The organism is Nocardia brevicatena NBRC 12119, assembly GCF_000308495.1.
Taxonomy (GTDB): domain Bacteria; phylum Actinomycetota; class Actinomycetes; order Mycobacteriales; family Mycobacteriaceae; genus Nocardia; species Nocardia brevicatena.
Genome location: NZ_BAFU01000073.1, coordinates 43,712 through 64,717, shown reverse-complemented (window position 1 = coordinate 64,717; position 21,006 = coordinate 43,712). Strand labels below are relative to the sequence as shown.

General features: G+C 67.3%; 16 protein-coding genes, 1 tRNA gene and 3 pseudogenes. 14 read left to right on the top strand and 6 right to left on the bottom strand.

Annotation, left to right across the window (positions count from 1 at the left end):
* Positions 1-86: 86 nt before the first annotated feature.
* Positions 87-371 carry an FmdB family zinc ribbon protein gene (locus ON20_RS21615; RefSeq protein ID WP_040838053.1) on the bottom strand — a complete coding sequence of 95 codons (285 nt, stop codon included), beginning with the start codon at positions 369-371 and terminating at the stop codon, positions 87-89.
* Between the two features lie 70 nt (positions 372-441).
* Positions 442-1,068 (bottom strand): 5-formyltetrahydrofolate cyclo-ligase, encoded by a 627-nt coding sequence (locus ON20_RS21610; RefSeq protein WP_051163017.1) that lies wholly within the window; start codon positions 1,066-1,068, stop codon positions 442-444.
* 159 nt (positions 1,069-1,227) lie between these two features.
* Here ON20_RS21610 and ON20_RS21605 point away from each other — a divergent pair, with 159 nt between their 5' ends.
* The 5 genes from ON20_RS21605 to ON20_RS21585 all read left to right on the top strand — a co-directional run bounded on the left by ON20_RS21605 (position 1,228) and on the right by ON20_RS21585 (position 5,600).
* Positions 1,228-2,193, top strand: a complete 966-nt coding sequence (locus ON20_RS21605; protein ID WP_051163015.1) for a UTP--glucose-1-phosphate uridylyltransferase — start codon at positions 1,228-1,230, stop codon at positions 2,191-2,193.
* A 36-nt stretch (positions 2,194-2,229) separates the two neighbouring features.
* Positions 2,230-3,489 (top strand): molybdotransferase-like divisome protein Glp, encoded by a 1,260-nt coding sequence (glp, locus tag ON20_RS21600; protein WP_040838052.1) that lies wholly within the window; start codon positions 2,230-2,232, stop codon positions 3,487-3,489.
* Between the two features lie 12 nt (positions 3,490-3,501).
* The gene (locus tag ON20_RS21595; RefSeq protein WP_040838161.1) at positions 3,502-4,152 is read left to right on the top strand and encodes a GNAT family N-acetyltransferase; all 651 of its coding nucleotides are present in this window, start codon (positions 3,502-3,504) and stop codon (positions 4,150-4,152) included.
* Positions 4,153-4,417: 265 nt separating this feature from the next.
* Positions 4,418-5,410, top strand: coding sequence for a divisome protein SepX/GlpR (gene sepX / locus ON20_RS21590; RefSeq protein ID WP_040838160.1), 993 nt, complete (start codon positions 4,418-4,420; stop codon positions 5,408-5,410).
* A gap of 114 nt (positions 5,411-5,524) precedes the next feature.
* Positions 5,525-5,600 (top strand) — tRNA-Ala (locus ON20_RS21585).
* Between the two features lie 422 nt (positions 5,601-6,022).
* On the opposite strand, the gene ON20_RS40640 is transcribed toward ON20_RS21585, so the two are convergent.
* A complete protein-coding gene (locus tag ON20_RS40640) occupies positions 6,023-6,217 on the bottom strand; it encodes a TetR/AcrR family transcriptional regulator (RefSeq protein WP_040838159.1) in 195 nt (64 codons plus the stop codon).
* 225 nt (positions 6,218-6,442) lie between these two features.
* A complete protein-coding gene (locus tag ON20_RS21575) occupies positions 6,443-8,665 on the bottom strand; it encodes a hypothetical protein (protein ID WP_157228934.1) in 2,223 nt (740 codons plus the stop codon).
* Between the two features lie 500 nt (positions 8,666-9,165).
* Between ON20_RS21575 and ON20_RS21565 the strand changes: the two genes are divergently transcribed.
* The 7 genes and pseudogenes from ON20_RS21565 to ON20_RS21535 all read left to right on the top strand — a co-directional run bounded on the left by ON20_RS21565 (position 9,166) and on the right by ON20_RS21535 (position 16,531).
* On the top strand, positions 9,166-9,609 hold the full coding sequence (locus ON20_RS21565) for a GyrI-like domain-containing protein (protein WP_040838048.1): 444 nt from the start codon (positions 9,166-9,168) through the stop codon (positions 9,607-9,609).
* Entirely contained in the window at positions 9,606-10,064 is a 459-nt protein-coding gene (locus ON20_RS21560) for a GyrI-like domain-containing protein (protein WP_040838047.1), read from the top strand. Before ON20_RS21565 ends, ON20_RS21560 begins: the two co-directional genes overlap by 4 nt.
* A gap of 309 nt (positions 10,065-10,373) precedes the next feature.
* Positions 10,374-11,135 carry a hypothetical protein gene (locus ON20_RS21555; RefSeq protein ID WP_174361915.1) on the top strand — a complete coding sequence of 254 codons (762 nt, stop codon included), beginning with the start codon at positions 10,374-10,376 and terminating at the stop codon, positions 11,133-11,135.
* A complete protein-coding gene (locus ON20_RS21550) occupies positions 11,125-13,278 on the top strand; it encodes an Rv1355c family protein (protein WP_040838045.1) in 2,154 nt (717 codons plus the stop codon). Before ON20_RS21555 ends, ON20_RS21550 begins: the two co-directional genes overlap by 11 nt.
* A 67-nt stretch (positions 13,279-13,345) precedes the next feature.
* Positions 13,346-15,159, top strand: a pseudogene (locus ON20_RS21545) (bifunctional diguanylate cyclase/phosphodiesterase).
* A gap of 92 nt (positions 15,160-15,251) precedes the next feature.
* A pseudogene (locus tag ON20_RS21540) lies at positions 15,252-15,560 on the top strand (glycosyltransferase); the annotation flags it as partial.
* A 62-nt stretch (positions 15,561-15,622) separates the two neighbouring features.
* Positions 15,623-16,531, top strand: coding sequence for an SDR family oxidoreductase (locus ON20_RS21535; RefSeq protein WP_051163013.1), 909 nt, complete (start codon positions 15,623-15,625; stop codon positions 16,529-16,531).
* Between the two features lie 79 nt (positions 16,532-16,610).
* On the opposite strand, the pseudogene soxR reads toward ON20_RS21535, so the two are convergent.
* Positions 16,611-17,075 (bottom strand): annotated as a pseudogene (gene soxR, locus ON20_RS21530) (redox-sensitive transcriptional activator SoxR); the annotation flags it as partial.
* Positions 17,076-17,180: 105 nt separating this feature from the next.
* Here soxR and ON20_RS21525 point away from each other — a divergent pair.
* A complete protein-coding gene (locus tag ON20_RS21525) occupies positions 17,181-18,467 on the top strand; it encodes an arginine deiminase (protein WP_083865123.1) in 1,287 nt (428 codons plus the stop codon).
* A gap of 8 nt (positions 18,468-18,475) precedes the next feature.
* Positions 18,476-18,856 carry a GntR family transcriptional regulator gene (locus tag ON20_RS21520; RefSeq protein WP_040838040.1) on the top strand — a complete coding sequence of 127 codons (381 nt, stop codon included), beginning with the start codon at positions 18,476-18,478 and terminating at the stop codon, positions 18,854-18,856.
* 19 nt (positions 18,857-18,875) lie between these two features.
* Here the strand turns inward: ON20_RS21520 and ON20_RS21515 are convergent, their stop codons facing one another.
* Positions 18,876-20,498, bottom strand: a complete 1,623-nt coding sequence (locus ON20_RS21515; RefSeq protein WP_040838039.1) for a dolichyl-phosphate-mannose--protein mannosyltransferase — start codon at positions 20,496-20,498, stop codon at positions 18,876-18,878.
* Between the last annotated feature and the right edge of the window lie 508 nt (positions 20,499-21,006).

Genomic DNA, 21,006 nt, shown 5'->3' with positions numbered 1-21,006 from the left:
TGGCCGAACTCGGCAGGCCGGACGAGGCGAACGACCGGTTGTGGACAATTCCGGGGGTGTGGATGGCGGAGCCGCGGTCCGCGGAATCAGGCGGCCGGTGTGGATGTGGTGCCGGCCGGTGTGGACTCGGACTTGGTGGTCGAGCCGTTCGATCCGCTATCGGATTTGGCGGGTTCACTCGCGGTGCCGGCACCGGTCCGGCTGTCGGTGCGGTAGAAGCCGCTGCCCTTGAAAACGATCCCCACCGAGTTGAAGAGTTTGCGCAGTTTCCCGGAGCACTCGGAGCACACGGTCAACGCCTCGTCGGTGAAGGACTGAACGATATCGAAGCGGTTGTCGCACTGGGTGCAGGCGTAAGAATAGGTTGGCACTGAATCCTCCGGCGGGTCTCGTCGAGTTAGCACTCTACAGCCGACAGTGCCAACGTCGCTAGTCGACGCCCTATTCCCGAATGTCGTGACCGTGACCGGCCCGACAGGCGGAGACCGGCCGCAGCCCGCCGTGGGGGGTGAGCGTCCAGCCCATCCGGATATCGTGCGGTTCCTCCGGCAAGCGCTCGACCAGTTCGTCGTCGCGCACCACCGCCACCAGCCGAGCGGACGGGGAGGCCGCGGCCAGGCTGCGGTCGTAATAGCCGGCGCCGCGACCCAGCCGAACCCCGCGCCGGTCCACCGCCAGAGCCGGAACCAGAATCAGTCCGGCCCGGCCGACGGTCTCGGGGGGCAACACCGGGCCGACGGGCTCGAGCAGTCCATAACGGGCCGGGCGTAGCTTCGCGGTGCCGGTGTACTCCCCCCACGCCAGCGGGCCGGGCGGCCCGGTCACCGGCAGCAGTACCCGCGCCCCGGCCGTTCGCAGGGCCTCCGGCATCGCCGTCGATCCCGGCTCGTCCCGCGCCGGGACATAAGCACATGCCCACGCACCCGGATCGATCTCACGCAGCGCCGTCGCCAATGCCGCCGCCTCGTCCGCGCGCCGCTCGGCCGACAACGCGGCCCGGCGGGCCAGGATTTCACTACGCCAGGCATGTTTGCCGTGCTCACCGGACATATCCACAGTGACCACCATAGGTCCACGACGGTGCTCGCCCCGCGCCGAGCGGGTCGCGCTCCGCGGTGACATCCTCCGCTGCCGTCGGGATACCGAACGCTGTTCGCCCGATTCCGTTCCGGTCGGCGAGCCGTGTGCAGCCGGTCGGGGAACGTTATCGATGGATAGGGTAGGCATATGACAATCGAGGCCGCAGAGCATGGCAAGGAGTTCGTCCCGGTGGGGGGATCGAGTTTCCGTACTGCCGTTGTGCCGGCGGCCGGGCTCGGAACTCGATTTCTGCCCGCGACCAAAACGGTGCCCAAGGAATTGCTGCCGGTGGTCGACACCCCCGGAATCGAATTGGTGGCCACCGAAGCCGCCGAATCCGGCGCCGAGCGTCTGGTGATCGTGACATCGCCCGGTAAGAACGGGGTTGTCGCACATTTCGTGGAAGATCTGGTGCTGGAGAACGCGCTGGTCGAACGCGGCAAATTCCACCTTCTGGAAAAGGTCCGCAAGGCGCCGGGGTTGCTCGATGTCGTCTCGGTGGTGCAAGGGGAACCGCTCGGGCTCGCGCATGCCGTCGCCCAGGCCGAACAGGTACTCGATCCCGATGAGGACGCCGTCGCGGTGCTGCTGCCGGACGATCTGGTGCTGCCGTGCGGGGTTCTGGAGGTGATGGGCCGGGTGCGCCGAAAACTCGGCGGGTCGGTGCTGTGCGCCATCGATGTGCGCGCGGAGGAGATCGGTGCGTACGGCGTATTCGATGTCGCGCCGGTACCCGATGCGGTCGAACCGAATGTCTTGCGCGTCAAGGGCATGGTGGAGAAACCACGTCCGGACGAGGCGCCGTCCTCCTTCGCCGCCGCAGGACGTTATTTGCTGGACCGCGCGATATTCGACGCCGTGCGGCGGATCGGTCCCGGCGCGGGCGGCGAACTGCAACTCACCGACGCCATTTCCCTGCTGATATCCGAAGGTCACTCGGTTCATGTGGTGGTGCACCGTGGGTCGCGCCATGATTTGGGGAACCCGGGCGGCTATCTTCGTGCTGCGGTGGATTTCGCGCTGCAGCGGGAGGAATATGGGCCCGCCCTGCGCGAATGGCTCCGGAACCGGCTCGGCCCCGACCGGGATCCGCAGCTCACCGCGTACGAATGAGATCGACTGCTAGCGAGGAAGATCGGGAAGGGCCGGATGCGCTCGGTTGAGGATCAGCAGATCAAGGTGACTGCCGCGGCGGTCGCGCCCCGGCCGGTCCGAGTCGCGATCTCCGAGGCCCAGGGCCTGCTGTGCGCCGAGGACGTCATCACCGAACGGCCGTTGCCCGGATTCGACCAGGCCGCCATCGACGGCTACGCGGTTCGCAGTGTCGATGTGGCCTCCGCGGGCGCCGATATCCGCGACGAGAACGGTGACCTGGTGGATCTGACCCTGCCGGTGGTGGGTGAGGTGATGGCCGGTTCGCGTCAGCCCATCCGGCTTCAGCCCCGCCAGACGGTGCGGGTCGCCACCGGTGCGCCGCTGCCCACCCTGGCCGACGCGGTACTTCCGTTGGACTGCACCGACGGCGGCCGGTCCCGGATCAAGGTCTATGAGCCGGTGCGTTCGGGTGACTACGTCCGGCGCACCGGTGACGATGTGCAGCCGGGGGATGTCGCGGTACGCGCGGGCACCATCATCGGCGCCGCGCAGGTCGGTCTGCTCGCCGCCGTCGGCCAGGACAAGGTGCTGGTACATCCGCGACCGCGACTGTCGGTGATATCGATCGGCGGGGAATTGATCGATATCGACCGCACCCCCGGCCCCGGTCAGGTGTACGACGTGAATTCGTATGCGCTGGCCGCCGCCGCGCGTGATGCCGGCGCAGACGTCAACCGGGTGGGCATCGTCGACGACGATCCGCGCCGGCTCCGCGATGTGGTGGAAGGCCAACTGGTGCGGGCCGAGATCGTCGTGATCGCGGGGGCGGTCGGCGGCTGGGCGTCCGAGCAGGTGCAGGAGGCGCTCGAGGGGCTCGGCGAGCTGGAGATCACCCGGGTGGCAATGCATCCCGGTTCGGTGCAGGGTTTCGGGCGACTCGGCCGCGACGAGGTGCCCACATTCCTGTTGCCGTCCAATCCGGTGGGCGCCTTGGTGGTGTTCGAAGTTATGGTGCGGCCGTTGATCCGGATCGCGCTGGGACGGCGCCAGCCGATGCGCCGGATCATCAAGGCTCGCACGATAACGCCGATCCAGTCCATGGCCGGGCGTAAGGGCTATCTGCGGGCCCAACTCATGCGGGACGAAGCGACAGGTGAGTATCTGGTGCAGCCATTGGGTAACGGGACGGGTGCGTCCTCCCATCTGCTGGCAACATTGGCCGAGGCGAACAGCCTGATCGTGGTGGAACCCGACGACACCGATATCCGTACCGGTGACAAGGTTCGGGTCGCATTCCTGGCACAGCGCGGCTGAGAAGTGGAGTCGGTGAACGTATTCCGTACCTCCCAGCATCCTGGATGGCCCGCGCATCTGGGCCCGGTACGGGTGGCTGCCGGGGACGTCTCGCTGCGCCCGGTACGGTTGCGCGACGCGGCCGCGTGGAGCCGGATCCGGTTGCGTGACCGGGCACATCTGGAACCGTGGGAGCCCACCGGTCGCGGTGCCTGGGAGACGCGCAATCACGCGTCGAATTGGCCGCCCCTGTGGTCGAGTCTGAAGGCGGAGGCCCGACGCGGCGCGATGATTCCGCTGGCCATCGAGGTCGACGGAGCCTTCAGCGGGCAGTTGACCGTCGGAAATATCGTGCGGGGGGCGCTGCGCTCGGCATGGATCGGCTATTGGGTCGCCAAGGACGTCGGTGGGCAGGGAGTGGCCACGGCCGCCCTCGCGCTGGGGCTCGACCACTGCTTCGGGCCGGTCGGACTGCATCGCGTGGAAGCGACTGTGCGACCGGAGAATCTGGCGAGCCAGGCGGTACTGCGCAATGTGGGATTCCGGGAAGAGGGTCTGTTGCGCCGGTACCTCGATGTCGACGGTGCGTGGCGCGATCACCTGCTGGTCGGGATCACGGTGGAGGAGCTGTCGGGGAGGGTGGTGAGCCGGCTGGCTCGGGAAGGGCGGTTGACGCTGAAGTGAATCGGTAATCGGCGAAATCCACCCGAGGTGGTCGAGTCCGATGGAAATGTGACTCATGTGGCGCATGTGCACGGCGCGCCTGCCGTGCCATACCCCTACTCGGAATTAACCTACGGACGTCGGTGGTGCGCCCCCGTACCGCCGATCGGGAGCCCGCCACGCGCTCGGTGACCCGGTGCCGCAGGGTGATACCGCGGCCGGGCAGCCACCGTTCGCCATATGGGCTCGGAACAACGACCAGGCGGGGACGGAGGTGCGGACGGCTATGCCGAATTCGATCCTGTGGATCGGCTTGGTCGTGCTCTGGGTCTTCGTGCTGTTCCCCATCCTCGCCGACCGCCACCCGAGAATACGACGGACCACCGACACCGCCCTGGCCACCCGGGTACTGCACCGTGGAGGTTCCAAGCGGCGCGCCGGAAGCGGGCATGCCCGCAAGCGGTCCACCCGCCCCTACAGAAAGCGTCACCACAGCAAAGATGCGGAGGATCGGATGACGACATCGGCCGACGATCCCGTCACCGAGGCTGACGAGGAACGCTCGGGCACCGGTGTCGGTGTGGCCCTCGCGGACCCGCCGGACACTGCGGACCCGTGGTTCGCCACCGACGACGACGCCGACCGCGACGAGGATCCCGCAATCCCCGATCCGGACCCCGTGACACATGACCGGGCCGACACCGTACCGGCGCGGATCCCGCCCGCGCGCCCACCCGCCCTCCGCGACCCCGACGTCGGTCGGCCGCACGATCTCGACGACGATTTCGTTCCCACCCGACGGGGCCGCGGTGGATTCGACCCGGAGGCCGACGCGGCCGCCCGCGCCGCCCGCTACACCTTTCGCCAGCGCGCCGTCCTGGCGCTCGTGCTCGGCGCTCTGCTGTGCGGAGGCCTGGCCATCGCCGTAGCGACCCCCTTCTGGTGGGGCTGCGGGGGCGCGGTCACCGTGCTCGTCGCCTATCTGGCCTATCTGCGCAGGCAGGTGCGGATGGAGGAGGAAATCCGCCGGCGCCGCAGCGCCCGTCTCGCCCGGGACCGCCGGTCCGCCGAAGCGCCGCCCGTCGGACGCGGCACCCCGGCCTCGCACCGGGGAATGGACCGCGATACCGCCCGCGCGCTGCTCCGCCGTTCCGAACTGCTCGAACCCGACGACGAGGATCCGGTCTTTGAGCATCTCGAGACCTATGACGCCACCACCGCCCGCACCGTCCGCCACCGCGCCGCAGGCGGTGATATCCGTCGCGCCGCCGGGGCGTGAATCGCTCGGGGCCGTGAGCGGCGAAGGCGGTATGCGCCCAGGTGAGGACCTCGATTCGGAGTCTGCGGCGCCTGTTTGCTACAGTGGCACAGCGGTTCGGTCAACGAACCATCCGGGGCTATAGCGCAGTTGGTAGCGCGTCTCGTTCGCATCGAGAAGGTCAGGGGTTCGATTCCCCTTAGCTCCACCATTCGGTCGATATTCCCGGACCGGCAGGCGGTGCTCAACGTCCTCGCTGTTGAGGGCTTCGCTTGGCTCGGTGCCGGAGATGTCCCACCGAGGCCATGCCGGGGAAGGCTCCCGAGATGGGGCCCAGAGCAGATCGGACCGATCTTCCTCGCGACATTCCAGGGCATCCGGCTTGGTCGACTGCGGGGTCATCCCCACCGAACCACTCGCGGAACTGATCGATGACGTCGTAGCGCAGTTCCTCGGGTATCACGATCACCGGCATGGCCCTCGCGGCCAGGGACCGAGCGCATACTTCGCGATCAGGCCGCCGCTTCCGCTCTGACCACGTCTCTCACAGCTCGAGGGAGAGCCGCCTGTCGGCGGACGTCGTTCACCTTCCCGACGAGCGATGGGGCCGGCCGATGACGGTCTCGATGCACGTCATGTCGAGCGACTGAGGGCGGTTGACTCCTCCTTGGACGGGAAATGGGCGTAGAACCCGCCGACGGTAAGGCCCGCGCCGGCCATGACGTCCGCCACGCTCACGGTGGCCGGCCCGCGAAATCTGAGCAGGCCTATCGCCGATCGCACGATCCGTTGCCGTGATTCTTCTTTCTGGTGCTCCCTCTGACTCATATTATGACGACAATATGAGATGGGCCGGCCCGTCCAGCGCCCTGATGTCGCGAAGGAGCGCTCATCATGGACCCGTTCGAAGAACATCGCGCTACTCCGCCGGCACGGACGCCAGATGTTCCGGTTCCAGAAGGTCTGTCGGGAGCCGCCGGGCCGATGGCGTTCGAGCCCGCAGTGGGCGCCGGGCTCAGCGAGTTCACCCGGCAACCGATCGGAGTCGGGTCGTTACGGATCCCAGGGGTCGAGGCCCTGTGTCAGGTCCATGTGGTTCAGGTTCGCGAGACGCCGAGCGGAGCGGAGCAGTACGGCCCGACTGCTGTCGGTGGGGTTGTCATAGTGGGCTCGGGCGAGCGTCAGGTGCTCCTGTGAGAGTCGGTCGGCTATCGCCTGACGGGTCTCGCGACCGACGTTGTTCCATTCGTCCGGGGTGATCGCGGCGCGCAGGGCGCGTTCGGAGTCCCAATTCTGCTCGACCCGGCGGATGAACGCATGGTCGAGCACGGCGTTCGGCGGCGGTGCCGGGGTGTGCCTGGCCAGACTGTCCGCCGCGCTGACGGCCTGTGCCGCGAAGGCCCGCGCCGCTTCGACGTCGGCGTGGTTCTCCACCGCGTAGGCGGAGGCGACGGCCTTCTGGAGAGGTGCGAAACCGAATGGGTTCCGGGACCTGCTGGCCTCCTGGACGGCGCGGGCGCGTAGCGCGTTGGTGACGGCCTGATCGTCCGCGCCGGCCGCCCGGAGGACCGCCGCGAGGTGGCCGCCGGGAACCCTGTTGTTGTCCACATACTTCAGTGCGCGGGCCAGCCCCAGTTCGGTATGGATACCACCCCACTGGTCGGCTTCGCTGATGGCGAGGAGCCGCCAGTTCTGGCGTGCCAGCTGTGCCCACGTCCAGGACTCCTGGCGGCCGGCGGCGGTGGCGATATTGGCTCGCTGCGAGGCCTTCAGACCGCGCGCGTAGGGATTGAGCGGATTGAGCGTGCGCCCGGCGACCCAGGCGAGGACCGGAGAGGTGTTGAGGGTGTTGACTGCCGCGAGCGTGCCGACGAAACCGAGCCCGGAACCGCCGGAGCCCTTCGTGGTCGCGCCGCCCGAACCCATTCCCAGGGCGGTTCCGCCGGAGCCGGTCGTGGCGCCCCCGCCCTGGATGGCCGACGCGAAACGGTTGGTGACCCAGGAAGAACCCCGCGTCAGCCCCTTGTGGAGCCGACTCAACTGGAGGACGGCGACGATCTCGACCATGGCCGCGATGACGATCACGGCGATCACTTGGCCATCCGCGACTCGGAACAGATTGGTCAGGAGAAGCAGGAAGATACCCAGGAAAATGGTGTAAACGCACATCCGGGCGGCCGCGATTCCGGTGTTGACGAGGTTGCGGACCAGGAAGGTCTGGCTCGGCCCATAGACGAAACCGCCCGCCGCGAAGCCGAAGATCGCCATGAACCCCTGATAGATGGCGTCCAGGGCGGCCTTGAGGATCTGGCCGGAGAGATAGGCGGCGAACGCCAACAACACCAGGGCGGACAGCAGCAGTATCAGACCGGTGCACAGCTGTCCGACGCTCGGGTTTTCCATCCGGGTGACCGCCTCGTTGTCGCCGCAGTCCTCGATACCGGTCCGAGCGTGTTCGTTGTCACCCGCGGTGATACCCGCCGACCAGGCCGCTTCGCACGCCGCTCGCTCGTCGAGCACATGTCCGAAGTTCCATACCTGCACCGGGCGGCGGGCGAACGTGTCGGCCATATCACCCTGGATCGTGGCCACCAGATGGTCGGGATTCTGATCGATGGAACCGTTCAACCCGGCCGCTACCGATACGCCTACATCGCGGCCACGCGCCAACAGCCCGTCCGAGGAGAGCACATCGGCCAGCGGTGCGGCCAGAAACAGCGGTCCCACGACGGCCACCAGCAGCATGGTCACGATTTGCGACACCGCCCTGGCGTGAAAGCCGCGCATGACGAACCACGCGACGAAGACCGAGCCGATACTCGCGGCCGTTATCAGCACGATCGGTGTCGCGATCTGGGCGGTCAGGGTATCGGCCACTCCCCGTAGCGCCGAGGCGAACAGATCCAGCCACTGGAAGCCCAGCGCGAAGCCGATCCACCAGATCGCGGTGGTCACGATGATCATGTATCCGACGAATTCCAGGCCGAGGAGCGCCCAGAGGACCGTTCCGCCGGGATTGCCCGGGCCACCGGGATCGCCGACGAACAGATAGTCGGCCAGCGGGACCCCGGACGAATCCCGGACGTTCATCCAGGCCACGCCGTCCATACGGGAGATCCCGGCCGGGGTCGATCCGTCCTGGGCCGTCGCCACCGTCCCGAGGACCCCGGGGAATACGAAGAGCGCGAACAGCGCGGCCAGGCAGTACACCGTCCGCCGCCGCCACCGTCCACGACGTGACGACGGGTTACGTCCGCGGAATGCGATGGAGAGCATCGTGGTCGGAACTCACCGCCGAAGGTGCCCGATTTGTCGGTACCGTGACCGACACGCCGGAAGCCGGTCCGCTTTTCCTGCCATGCAGGCATGTCTAATGATTTCGAATGAAATTCAGCTGAACTGGTGATGGACGAGGAGGCTTTCGGCGGTTAATTGGGGAACAATATTCGGTTATATCCCCAATGATGGGAATAGGGGTAAAATACCGAATCCCTTTATTCGGGAAAGTATTTCACGAGCGCGTAAAGAGGTGATCGTGAACACTTCACGTCTCGTCGTTCGATTATCGGGTGGGGGATCCGGTACCGTTCGCCGGTTTCCGATGGGGTGGACCCGCGGAATGCTCGGCGGCCGTTATTGCAGGACGTTTGTCCAGTTCACCGGCCGTGGGCCCGTTGCCGCGGATCGGTTCGCGGCCGGGGTTGGTTGATAGCATGGCGAGTCTGGCCGACCGGACGTGGGCCCAGGCCCGCGGATGCAGCTGAAAGAGTCGTTTCATGCAGTTTGACATCGTCGAGCGGGACGAGACGTGGGTTGCCGGGTTGCCGGTGCGCAGCCCGAAGCGCGCGCTCGGGGAACTGCGGGACCACGATTTGGAAAGGGCCTGGGCCTCGGTGCTGCACCACGAACTCGGCGGGCCGCTGGCCAGCGCCTATACCGACTACTCCGCGGAACTGGGCACCTACAACACCCAGATCGTCGGTTATCGGTGTTCCTCGTTCGAAGAGGTCACCCGGGGGCATCTGATCGCGCGGTTGCCGCGCGGCACGTACGCGCGGTTCAGTTCCATCGGCAACTTCCCGGAGATCATGACCGGTCTGTGGGCGCAGATCACCTATGCCGAAGAGCACAACCAGATCAGACGGACCTACACCGGCGATTTCGAGTACTACCCGCATGCCTACCGGATCGATCTGTATCTGGCGGTCGAGTCGCGATGAGCTACACGATCGTGGTACGCGGCGAGGCCATCTACGGCGGACTCGTGGTGCCGAAGGTGCGGCCGAGCTTCAAGGTCAGCAACAGCGAGCTGATCGAGTTCCTCAAGGACCGGCTCAGGGAGCGGGCGGAGGAGGTGAACGGCCGGACTCCCGTGGCCGACCGTCCCATGTACACGGTGTATGTGCGGACCCCCACCGGCACCTACAACGCTCTGGTCAGCTTCGAGTATCCGGCCCCCGAGGCCGCACCGGTCGGTGATTTGCTGGTGCGGGTGCCGAGGGGTGTCTACGCCCGGTTCGTGCCCAACGGCGACTATCACGATCCGGTGGAGGACGTCTGGGCGCAGGTCGACGACGCGACCGCCTCGGCCGAGATCACCCGTGCCTACCGCGAGGAGATCGAGATATGGCACGGTTCGGATTCGGTAGAGCTGTTCATCTCCATTGCCGCGTGAGTCGTTCGGACGTGAGATCGCCTCGGAATGGCGGGCCGACTTGCCAATGATTAGCTGACCTAGAACCAACCGGTCTGCAGGTTGGTTTCCTTATTGGGATTGCGTACGCTGACCTGCGATAATTACCGCTGTGAGCAGAAGTTTTCGGAAGATTAACCAGTTGTCTGGTCAATTTCAGTTCGATGACGGATACTGCCGTAGGTACCGCCGACGAGCCGGGGCGTCGGTCCGGTCTGCCGGCCAAGATCGATCACCGCGTGCCCCGATAGGGGCGCGCGGCTACAGAGTGGGGACTCCATGGCGGTCGAAATGAACGCAGTCGGCCTCGGCGACCCTTGGCGGGGACATGTACTGCGGTTCCGTGACAATGCCTCCGGTTACGACTTCTCGATGACCACCCCGGCGCGGTCGCCCCGGTTGTGGAAGCAATACCTGGCGGGTGCACTGAAGGTCTATCGGCACTTCGGAATCGAGGACGTGCTCGGACACGACGCGGTCGCCGACGGCCGCTCGACCGCATTGTTCTGTGCCGCCACCGATCCCGCGGGGGAAATGGTGGGAGGGGTACGGATACAAGGGCCCTATACCTGGGTGTCGGAGATGGCCTCGTTGGCCCCCTGGTCCGGCCGTCCGGGTGGGGACGACCTGATCCGGATGATCGCCAGGCGGATACCGCGCGGAGTCGTGGAGGCGCGCGGCGCCTGGGTGGCGCGGAGCGTGCCGAGGCGCGGCGAGCTGGCGGCCGCGATATCCCGCTGTATCGCCCACGCTCCGCGAATCATGGGGGTACGCTACGGCTTCGCCACCGTCGCGTCGTTCACGACGGAGCGGCACCGGGGCAGTGGCGGTGTGGTCGCCGAGCTGATTCCGCCGGTTCCCTACCCCGACGAGCGCTACCGGACAGTGCCGATCTGGTGGGATACCCGGACATATCGGGTATTCGCCGACGGATTGCAGTATCTACTGATGCGCGGTGAACTTCGCGCCATGGGGATCACCGACACGGCGCCGACCCGGGCGTACAGACCGCTCGGACATCGGGGGGAGAGTGTGTACGCCTATGGCCGGTGAAGCGGAAATAGGGGTGGAATACCGGCCGCTGGTCCTCGATCCGAACGATGCCGAGGACGCGCGGCTACTGGCGGAACTCCGCGCCGAGACATATATCGAATTCGTGGATCTGCGCGGCTTGCTGGCTGCCGAATTCGATCGGCTCACCGATCCGCCGGATCTGTCCGAAGGGCCCGAAGGCGATCGCTGGGTGTATTACCCGTGGCGTCGCAGTGTGGTCGGACTTCCGGGCGAACGCCTATTCCGCGCAATTCGTCTCGATCGCAATCGCAACAAAATCACCCGCGCGGAACAGGAGCGGCTGTCCGGCCTCACCATCGGTGTGATCGGTCAGAGCGTGGGCCACGCCGTCGCGTACGCCATTGCTCAGGAAGGGCTTTGCGGTTCGCTTCGGTTGGCCGACTTCGACGAGCTGGAACTGTCGAATCTCAACCGGGTTCCCGCCACGCTGTTCGACATCACGGTGAACAAGGCGATCGTGACCGCACGCCGCATCGCCGAACTCGATCCCTATCTGACGGTCGAGGTGCGCGGCGGAGGAGTCGACGAGCAGACCGCCGACGAATTCGTCGACGGTCTTTCCATCGTCGTGGAGGAATGCGATTCGCTCGATGTCAAGCTGCTTGTGCGCGAGGCCGCCGCGCGAAAACGGATCCCGCTGGTGATGGAAACCAGCGATCGGGGCCTGCTGGATGTGGAGCGATTCGATCTCGAACCCGACCGCAGCCCTTTCCACGGCCTGCTCGGCGATACCAAGGCCACCCACCTCCGCGGTCTCTCGGCCAGGGACAAGGCGCCCTATGTGGTCGCCCTGTTGGGGCCGCGGGAAGTATCGGCGCGGATGGCGGCGAGCATGGTGGAGGTCGGCGAGACACTGAGCAGTTGGCCGCAACTCGCGGGCGACATCATGCTCGGCGCGGCCGGTGTCGCCGCGGTGATCCGCCGGATCGGACTCGGTCGGGACCTGCGGTCCGGGCGGGCCAGGGTGGATGTGGACCAAGCGCTGGACGCGCTCGCCGAGCCGGGGGATTCGGCCCTGGCCGAAGACTTCTGGGACGACCCCGAGCGCCTCGAGACGGCCGCCGCCGATCCGATCGGCCGGGTACTCGAGTGCGCACAGCGCGCCCCGTCCGGCGGCAATGTCCAGCCCTGGTCGCTGCGCCCGGCGGACGACGCGATCGAGATAGCCCTGGACCCGCGCCGCAGTACGGCGATGGATATCGGCTATCGGGGCAGTGCCGTGGCGGTGGGTGCCGCGTTGTACAACGCCCGGGCCGCTGCGGCCGCGCACGGCCTGCTCGGTCCGTACGAGCTGCGCGAAGCAACCGATACGGCCGCTCCGCTCACCGCGGTCCTGCGATTGGGCACGGACACCGATGAGGTGCTCGCGGCCGACTACCGGCCGGCCCTGCGCCGAGAGACGAACCGGCACCTCGGCCACGGGGGAGTGATTCCGGACCCGGTGCTGGCCGAGCTCGACGCGGCCGCGACGGCTGAGGGGGCGACCATGCGTGCGATGGCCGATCCGGAGGGCATTGCCGCGGTGGCCGCGGTGGTCGCCGAATCCGACCGGGTCCGGTATCTGACGCCGCGCCTGCATCGAGAGATGTTCGACGAGATTCGCCGCCCGGGCGACGACCCGGAGACCGGTATCGAGATCCGATCACTGGAATTGGCGCCCGACGAACGGGCGGCGATGGAGATCGGTCGCCGGGCCGATGTGATGGCGCTGTTGCACGACTGGTCGGCCGGTACGGCGCTGGGCGATTACTCCCGGGACCGGCTCGCGTCGAGTTCCGCGGTGGTCGCGGTGACCTTCACCGACGCGCCGGAAACAGGGGAATTGACCGGGTATGTCCGGGCGGGCGCGGCGGTGCAGCGGTTGTGGATCCATGCTCAGCGGCGTGGTCTGGCCGTTCAGCCGGTATCGCCGGTCTTCCTGTTCGCCCGACATCGTCACGAGCTCGATACGATTTCCCCGCGGTACGCGGATAGACTGTTTTCACTTCAGGAACGACTCTTGGATCTACTGGGAGTGCCGGAACAGGACAGTATGGCGTTACTACTTCGCCTGAGCTACGCGGCAGCCGCCGGCGTGCGGAGCAGGCGGCGTCCGGTATCGGACGCGGACACCCGCAGCTAGCGTGATCGGAGACAAAGTGCCTCGGCGGACGCTCGACTCGCTGGTGACAGAGGTCGCCGCGGAGCTGATGGGTGTCGACGCGACGACAATGGCGGAGGCGTCCCAGAAAGTCCTGGCCACACTGGTCGAGTATTTCGATGTCGATTTCAGCTATCTGCGGCACACCGACCGGAAACGCCGGGCGACGGTCCTGGTGGCCGAATACCCGCCGCGGTCCGAGGTGCCCGAACCCGACCCGCTGCGGGTGGTGTACTTCGAACAGGCAGATTCGGTGTTCCACGCGCTGGAACACACCACCGAGCCGTTTCTGGTCTCGCCCGACAATACCGACTACCAGGAGACCATCCGCCGGGCGTCCGGGTTCGGCAATATCAGTTCGGCGGCGGTGCCGCTGGTCTCCCGCGGCGAATCCACCGGTCTGCTCGGCTTCGTGAAGGTCGGCGACCGGGATTGGAGTTCGCGCGAGCTCAATGTGCTCAAGGCGATCGCCACGCTGTTCGCCCAGTTGCAGGCACGAGTGGACGCCGAGGAGCAGTTGCGCTTCATCGCCCTGCACACGACGATCTGACCGGCCTGGCGAATCGCCGCGCGCTGCTGGAGCATATGGAACAGCGGCTGCTGGCCGGGAATCCGGGCCCGGTCGCGGCGCTCTTCCTGGACCTGGACCGGCTCAAGGCGCTCAACGACTTCCTGGGCCACTCCGCGGGCGACAACTTCATCCGCACCCTGTCGACGCGGCTGCGGGAGAATCTCGACCCCCACGATATGATCGCCCGCCTCGGTGGCGACGAGTTCGTCATCGTGCCCGCCAAGCCGATGGACGCGGTCTCCGCCGAACACGAGGCCATTCGGATTCAGCAGCTCATCGGCCGCCGGGTCACCGTCGGCGGGGAGTCGGTGAGTCGCGGTGTCAGCGTCGGCGTCGCGGTCGGTGTGCCGGGGGAGACCACGGTCGCCGATGTGCTGCGCCGTGCCGACCATGCCCTGCTGTCGGCGAAATCCGGCGGCGGCAACGGCGTGGCCGTCTTCACCGACGCCATGCGCGCCCAGTTCGAACTCCAGGACGATGTGGAGCTCAATCTGCGCGGCGCGGTATCCGACGGGTCGCTGGTGCTGCACTATCAGCCGGAGGTGGACCTGCGGACCGGCCGGATCGTGGCCCTGGAGGCGTTGGTGCGCTGGCTACATCCCACACGGGGACTACTGCCGCCCGGCGCCTTCGTCACCGTCGCCGAAGCCACCAATCTGGCCGGTGAGTTGGGGCGCTGGGTTATCCGCTCGGCATGTGCGCAATTCGCCGAATGGCGCAGGCGTGGGTTGGCGACCGATATGGTCATGCGGATCAACGTCTCACCGGTGCAGTTGGTGAGCCTGGATTTCGTCGAGCGGATCGAGGACATCCTGCGTTCGTTCGGTATCGACGGCAGCTCGATATGCCTGGAGATCACCGAACACGTCGTGGTGCAGGACCTGGCCCGCACCCAGGTGACACTGCACGGGCTCAAACGGATGGGTGTGCAGATCGCCATAGACGATTTCGGCACCGGCTACAGTTCGCTGTCGCATCTGAAGGCGCTCCCGGTGGACGCGGTGAAGATCGACCGCGGGTTCGTCCAGCGGCTGGGCGCCAGCACCGATGACCTGGCCATCGTGAAATCGATCATCGGCCTGGCGGGCTCGTTCGGTCTCGGTGTGGTGGGTGAGGGCGTGGAGACGCCGGTCGCCGCCCGCACTCTGGTCGGGTTGGGTTGCTACCGGGCCCAAGGGTTCCTGATCGCGCGGCCCATGCCTCCGGACGAGGTGGAAGAGCTACTGGTGCTGGGACGTATATCGCTCAACCTGGACCTTCCCCGCGCGAGCCGCACGCTGCCCACCCCCTGAATGGAGCGCATCCGGGCGTTCGGCGCGCGGATCTTCCCGATCGTATGTTCACCGACCATTCAGTGCCACGGTTCCGGCGGGCATCCACGGCGGTGGCCGCTCTGTCGGCCACCGCGGACGTCTCGCCTGCGCCGGGGCCGCACGAGACGTTCGGGCCGGCCGCGCTGGAGGCGCTCGCCGCAGGGACGCCGGTGGTGGCGAGCCGATCGTCGGCGCTCGCCGATATCGTCACCGCCGACTGCGGGGCGGTGGCCGCCGATCACCCGTCGGCGTTCGCCGACGCGGTGACCGAGGTACTCGCGCTACCGCTCGATCGGCGCCGCGGTGCGGCTCGGCGACGCGCCGAACAGTTCACCTGGCCCGCGGCGGTTTCGGGCATGCTGTCGGTACTGCAGCGCTGAACCGCCCGGTTCTCGGTACTCTGCTGCGGACACATGGTTCGAGACGGATCGGGAGTACCTGGATGGACCGCGAGCGGATCAAGCGCAGGAAATCGGTTGGCGATGCCAAAACACTGATCACGGGTGCGGCCAGTGGGATCGGCCGGTCCACCGCACTGGCCGCCGCGGCGCGGGGCGCGCGGTTGGTGCTCACCGATATCGATGCCGCGGGACTGGACGCCACCGTCGGTGAGGTCGAACGAAACGGCGGCACCGTCCTGTTCTCCCGGGCGCTGGACATCGCCGACTACGACGCGGTCACCGAGTTCGCCGCCGCCGTGCACGAGAAGTTCGGCAGCCTCGACGTGGTCATGAATGTGGCCGGCACCTCGATATGGGGCACCGTGGACAAACTCGAATACCGGCATTGGCGGCGGATGGTCGATATCAACCTGATGGGCCCGATCCATGTGATCGAACGGTTCGTCCCGCCGATGGTGCGGGCCGGGCGCGGGGGCGCGTTGGTCAACGTCTCCTCGGCCGCCGGTCTGCTCGCCCTGCCGTGGCATTCCGCTTACAGCGCGAGCAAATACGGGCTGCGCGGCCTGTCGGAGGTGCTGCGGTTCGAGCTCGCTCAGCACGGTATCTCGGTGCACGTGGTGACACCGGGTGCGGTGAACACCCCGCTGGTGCGCTCGTTCGACCTGGTCGGTGTGGACAAGGACCATCCCCGGGTGCAACGGTTGACCGGCCGGTTCACCGGGCACGCCGTATCGCCCGAGCGGGTGGCCGGGGCCATCCTGCGCGGTATCGAACGCAACCGTTTTCTGGTCTACAGCTCCTTCGACATCCGGTTCGGCTACTGGTGGAAGCGGAAATTCGCCTTCCCGTACGAACTCGTGATGCGACTGGCGAACGTGCAGTTCAGCAAGTTGCAGAGATCGTTGGATCGGGAGCGGGCGCAGCCGGCGGACTCGTCGACTCCGGACTGATCGAGCAGGTGTTCTCGGGCCCGTTGCCGCTGTTCGGTGCGACGGCGGGGACGTCGGTCGCGCATTCGGCGGCAGCCGGCGGGCAGTTGAGATGGACGTCGAGGACCCGCGCGCCCGGGCCTTCGACGCCCAGGTGGTCGTATTCGTTGACGATTTTGCAGCTGCCCAGGGACAGACAGCCGCAGCCGATGCAGCCGGTGAGGTTGTCGCGCAGGCGGACGAGTTGGGTTATCCGCTCGTCCAGATCGGCCCGCCAGGCGGTGGACAGCGTTTCCCAGTCGCGTCGGGTCGGGGTGCGGCCTTCGGGCAGTTGGTTCAGGGCGTCCCGGATCTCGCTCAGTGGTATCCCGACCCGCTGGGAAATGCGGATGAAGGCGACTCGCCGCAGTGTCTCGCGGGTATATCTGCGTTGGTTTCCGCTGGTACGGCGGCTGGATATGAGGCCTTCGCGTTCATAGAAGTGCAACGCGGAGACCGCTACTCCGCTACGCTCGGACAGCTGACCGGGGGTCAGCTCCTTGGCACGCCAGTCCGTTGTCGTCATGGGCACTCCTCCTTTACCTGAACCATACTTCAGGTTTCTCTTCCGTGCTCGTGAATCGCGTGGGAATGTCGTGCTCTGGGACCGGGAGCGAACTACTGTCGGGTCATGGCATCAGACGCCGTATCCGACCGGCCACAGGACGGCCTGCGTGCGACCCCGGGTGCTCTCGCTCCGCCGGACCACAGTTTCGGAGTGACCACCGAGGTCGGCGTCCTGCGGTCGGTACTGCTGCACCGACCGGGCGACGAACTGCGCCGACTCACGCCGCGCAACAACGACCAGCTGCTGTTCGACGGTATCCCCTGGGTGGAACGTGCGCAGCAGGAACACGACACCTTCGCCGATCTGCTCCGCGCGCGCGGTGTGGAGGTGCTGTTGCTCGCCGACCTGCTGGCCGAAACGCTCGAGGTCAGCGGAGCGGCCCGAATACAGGGAATCACCACCGCCGTCGACGCGCGCCGGCTCGGCCACGCCCTCGCCAACGAACTGGCGGTCCATCTGCGCGGAGTACCGGCGGACGAACTGGCCCACGTGCTGATGGCGGGGATGACCTTCGACGAACTGCCCTTCGGCGCCGACAACACCTCGCTGGTGCGCCGAATGCATCACGGCAGCGATTTCGTCATCGATCCGCTGCCGAATCTGCTGTTCACGCGGGACTCGTCGTTCTGGGTCGGGCCGAAGGTCGCGATCACCGCGCTGGCGCTGCCCGCCCGAGCCCGCGAGACCTCGCTGACCGACCTGGTCTACGCGTTCCATCCGCGTTTTCTCGGCGTGCGGCGCGCCTACGAATCGCATACCGCGCCCATCGAGGGCGGCGATGTGCTGCTGCTCGCGCCGGGGGTGGTGGCGGTCGGGGTGGGGGAACGGACCACGCCCGCGGGCGCGGAGGCCCTGGCCCGCAGCCTGTTCGACGATTCGCTCGCGCATACCGTGCTGGTGCTCCCGATCGCCCAGGCCCGAGCCACCATGCACCTGGACACCGTGTGCACCATGGTCGACACCGATGCCGTGGTCATGTATTCGGCGGTGCGGGAAACGCTAACCGCCTACACGATCCGCTGCCCCGACCCCGATGACCCGGAACGAGTCGTCATGCGGGGCCCCGACCCGTTCCTGCCCGCCGCCGCCGAGGCCATGGGAATCGGCAAACTGCGAGTCATCGATACCGGATTGGACGGGGTCACCGCCGAACGGGAGCAGTGGGACGACGGCAACAACACGCTCGCCCTGCGTCCAGGGGTGGTCGTCGCCTACGAACGCAACGAGATGACCAATGCCCGCCTGGCCGACGCCGGTATCGAGGTGCTCACCATTCCGGGGTCGGAGCTGGGTTCCGGGCGGGGCGGCCCGCGGTGCCTGTCCTGTCCGTTGACCCGGGACGGGATATAGAGCGGGCCATGTTCGATATCACGGTGTCACACGACTCCGCCGTACCGCCCTACGAACAGCTGCGGCTCGCCGTCCTCGCCGCCGTTCGCTCCGGTGAACTGGCAGCGGGTACGAAGATCCCGACGGTGCGGGCGCTGGCCACACAGCTCGGTCTGGCCCCCAATACGGTCGCCCGCGCCTACCGGGAGCTGGAACAGGACGGTGTGGTGCGGACCCGCGGCCGACTGGGTTCGTTCATCGCCTCCTCCGGCGATCCGACCAGGGACGCCGCCGGGCGCGCGGCCACCGAGTATGTCGCAGCCATCCGACGCCTCGGCCTGGACGACGAGGCCGCCCTCGACTACGTCAGGACGGCGCTGGGCGACCGGGACCGCGACAGGTCCGGCTGACGCCGGCCGGCCGGACGGTCTAGTGCCAACTGGGCAGCCAGAGATGGTCCTGCCAGGCGCCCGGGCTTATCGGCAGCGCGGTGAGTATCGGCCACAGCCAGACGAAGTTCGCGATTACCACGCCGAGATACAGGCACACGATGAGCAGGCCGAGGCTGCGTCGCTCGCTCGACACGGGTGGGGCGAACACCCCGACCGGTCCGCGCGCTACGGCGCGCCGCGCCGGACCGAGGATGTCACCGAGCACCAACGCGACCGCCATCACCAGGAAGGGAGCGAGAACGACGGCGTAGAAGTAGTACATCTGCCGGTCCAGGGTGAGGAACCAGGGCAGCAGAGCGGCGCCGTAGCCGGTGAGTACCGCCGCGTAACGCCAATCCCGGCGCACCACCCAACGCCACAGACCCCACGCCAATACCGGTGGGGCGACCCACCAGAGCGCGGGGGTGCCCACCAGCATCACCGCCTTCACACACTGGGCCTGTCCGCATCCGCTCACACCGCTGTCGGCGTAGTAGTAGAGCATCGGCCGCAACCCCATCGGCCACGTCCACGGCTTGGACTCCCAGGGATGGTGGTTACCTGCGGAATTGGTGAGCTCGGAATGGAAGGTCAGGGTGCGGGCATGGAAATACCAGAGCGAGCGCAGCGCGTCCGGGAACAGGTGCGACCAGAATCCGCCGGTGCCGATACCGTCCTCCGGGGCCGCCGGATTGCCCGCCATGTACCGATAGACGCCGGTCTCACTGCTGAACCAGGGCGTGTACGAAGCCAGGTAGACACCCAGCGGGACCAGTACCAACGCGTACAGCGCCGGACCGATATCGCGCACGGCGGTGCCGAACACCGGTGCCCGCACCCCGTAGGTTCGGCGCGCCTGCAGACCGAAGATCACGCTGAGCAGCCCGAACGCGGCGATGAAGTACAGGCCCGACCATTTGGTCCCGCAGGCCAGCCCGAGCAGCACGCCCGCGCCGAACCGCCACCAGCGCACCCCGAGCCGGGGTCCCCACCGGGTGTGGCCGATCCGCCCCTCGGCGTCGGCGCGGGCGAGGCGGGCGCGCACCTCGTCGCGGTCGACGATCAGACAACCGAACGCACCGGTGACCAGCACCGCCAGGAAGATATCGAGCATGCCGATCCGAGAGGATACGAACGTGGTCCCGTCGGCGATCAGCAGAATCCCGGCGATGGCGCCGAGCATCGTGGACCGGGTCAACCGCCGGACGATCCGAATCACCAGCAGAACCAACACCGTCCCGGCGACCGCCGCGGAGAACCGCCATCCCCAGCCGTTGTAGCCGAACAGCGCCTCCCCGACGGCGATCAGCTGTTTGCCGACCGGCGGATGCACCACCAGTCCGTAGCCCGGATTGTCCTCGACGCCCCCGCCGGTCAGGACCTGCCAGGCCTGCGGGGCGTAGTGCTTCTCATCGAAGACCGGGGTGCCCGCATCGGTCGGATAGTTGAGCATGGTGAACCGCGTGACGGCCGCCACGAATGTCAGGACAACGGTGACGGCCCAGCCGCGCACAGTATCGGTGGGCCCGAAATCGGGAGAGGGACGCAGCGGAGCGGGGCTCGACCAGGGCCGCGGCGGCCGCGCGGGCGCGATGGGGCGCTGATCGGTCACCTGGGTCACGACCCCGATCGTATGCTGTGCCCATCCACACCCCGGTGACCGGTCGAACGGCCTGCCCGCCTCGCCGGGCCACCACGAAACGCCACCTGTGGTAGTGCCGCCGAAATACAGTCGTACCTGCCCCGAGTTCCGGTCCGAACGGGTGATTCGCGCCCAGGACCGCCCCGAAAAGGCCGGCCCTGGACTCTCCGGACCTGTTCCGCCCCACTTTGGGAGTCTTGTCGCCGGCGCCGCTTCAAGGGTCTGGAAAGCACCTCTACGGTCTGTCCCCCATAATGGTCGGGCTCGCCCGGGTCCGAATCGACCGGAGCGAATTCGCGGCGGCGGATTCGCACAGAGAGGGAAGACCCGGGGCCATGAAATCCACAAGGGGTTGCGGCCCGTCTCGCGTTTCGGCGCCCGAAGCGCAGGTGCCGAAGGCACGAGTCTCGGGCGCCGAAACGCGATACCCGCCAGGGCCGCAACTCCGCCCGCGCGAACGCGCGGGCCATCCAACACAGCAACCCCG

Excerpts from the sequence above, each read along its gene's own strand:
- ON20_RS21560 (WP_040838047.1), top strand. The coding sequence starts at position 9,606 with ATGAGCTACACGATCGTGGTACGCGGCGAGGCCATCTACGGCGGACTC.
- ON20_RS21525 (WP_083865123.1), top strand. The coding sequence starts at position 17,181 with ATGGCATCAGACGCCGTATCCGACCGGCCACAGGACGGCCTGCGTGCG.
- ON20_RS21555 (WP_174361915.1), top strand. The coding sequence starts at position 10,374 with ATGAACGCAGTCGGCCTCGGCGACCCTTGGCGGGGACATGTACTGCGG.
- ON20_RS21575 (WP_157228934.1), bottom strand. The coding sequence starts at position 8,665 with ATGCTCTCCATCGCATTCCGCGGACGTAACCCGTCGTCACGTCGTGGA.
- sepX (WP_040838160.1), top strand. The coding sequence starts at position 4,418 with ATGCCGAATTCGATCCTGTGGATCGGCTTGGTCGTGCTCTGGGTCTTC.
- ON20_RS21535 (WP_051163013.1), top strand. The coding sequence starts at position 15,623 with ATGGACCGCGAGCGGATCAAGCGCAGGAAATCGGTTGGCGATGCCAAA.
- ON20_RS40640 (WP_040838159.1), bottom strand. The coding sequence starts at position 6,217 with ATGAGTCAGAGGGAGCACCAGAAAGAAGAATCACGGCAACGGATCGTG.
- ON20_RS21565 (WP_040838048.1), top strand. The coding sequence starts at position 9,166 with ATGCAGTTTGACATCGTCGAGCGGGACGAGACGTGGGTTGCCGGGTTG.
- ON20_RS21605 (WP_051163015.1), top strand. The coding sequence starts at position 1,228 with ATGACAATCGAGGCCGCAGAGCATGGCAAGGAGTTCGTCCCGGTGGGG.
- glp (WP_040838052.1), top strand. The coding sequence starts at position 2,230 with ATGCGCTCGGTTGAGGATCAGCAGATCAAGGTGACTGCCGCGGCGGTC.
- ON20_RS21550 (WP_040838045.1), top strand. The coding sequence starts at position 11,125 with ATGGCCGGTGAAGCGGAAATAGGGGTGGAATACCGGCCGCTGGTCCTC.
- ON20_RS21520 (WP_040838040.1), top strand. The coding sequence starts at position 18,476 with ATGTTCGATATCACGGTGTCACACGACTCCGCCGTACCGCCCTACGAA.
- ON20_RS21610 (WP_051163017.1), bottom strand. The coding sequence starts at position 1,068 with ATGGTGGTCACTGTGGATATGTCCGGTGAGCACGGCAAACATGCCTGG.